General features: G+C 64.8%; 1 pseudogene. It reads left to right on the forward strand.

Features of this window, described 5'->3' with window-relative positions:
* Positions 1-6 precede the first annotated feature (6 nt).
* Positions 7-383, forward strand: a pseudogene (locus KDL01_RS42745) (sugar ABC transporter substrate-binding protein); the annotation flags it as partial.

Here is a 383-nt window from a genome sequence, read left to right on the forward strand (position 1 = left end):
AGAGCAATGAAGCCCTCATCCTCGGTTCGTCGGGTTTTTGGCGTGGGTCTGGTGGCGTTGTCGTTGTCTGTCGCGGCGGGGTGTTCGCATGCGTCGTCGTCGGGGGGTGGGTCGGCGGCGGCGGGGACGTTCACGGTGTGGGATCCGTATCCGCAGTTCGACAGTTCGTCGGCGTGGGTGAAGCTGCTGGATAAGTGTGGGTCTGCGGCGGGGGTGGGTGTGAAGCGGACTTCGTTCGACACCACGGCTTTGACGAGTAAGGAGTTGTTGGCGGCGCAGCAGGGGGTGTCGCCGGATGTGTTGATCGTGGACAACCCGGTGGTCTCGACGCTGGCGTCGGCGGGGGTTTTGACGACGACGGCGCAGACGGGGGTGGATACCAG

Source organism: Actinospica durhamensis (assembly GCF_018139695.1).
Taxonomy (GTDB): domain Bacteria; phylum Actinomycetota; class Actinomycetes; order Streptomycetales; family Catenulisporaceae; genus Actinospica; species Actinospica durhamensis.